Here is a 415-nt window from a genome sequence, read left to right on the forward strand (position 1 = left end):
GATTCTTGAGCTAAAATATAAGCGGACTTACCGTCTACACCATTTGCTCCGGTGGCACCGGTCTCACCTTGTTCTCCCTGCTCACCAGTTTCGCCTTTTAACGATGATAACCACTCTGATTCACTGCCTTCAAAACCGTTACTTACGGCTATTGCATAAGCGGAAGCTCCATTTGCTCCAGCAGCACCAGTCTCACCTTGTTCTCCCTGCTCACCGGTTTCGCCTTTTAAAGACGATAACCACTCTGACTCGCTACCTTCAAAACCATTACTTACGGCTATTGCATAAGCAGAGGGTCCATTTACACCATTTAAACCTGGAGCACCGGTCTCACCAGTTTCGCCTTTTAAAGATGATAACCACTCGGACTCACTGCCTTCAAAACCATTACTTACGGCTATTGCATAAGCGGATG

General features: G+C 47.0%; 1 pseudogene. It reads right to left on the reverse strand.

The annotated features are described in order from the left end of the window. Positions 1-415, reverse strand: a pseudogene (locus tag PL77_RS32355) (hypothetical protein); the annotation flags it as partial.

Source organism: Flammeovirga sp. OC4 (assembly GCF_000812565.1).
In the GTDB taxonomy this organism is placed as follows: Bacteria; Bacteroidota; Bacteroidia; order Cytophagales; family Flammeovirgaceae; genus Flammeovirga.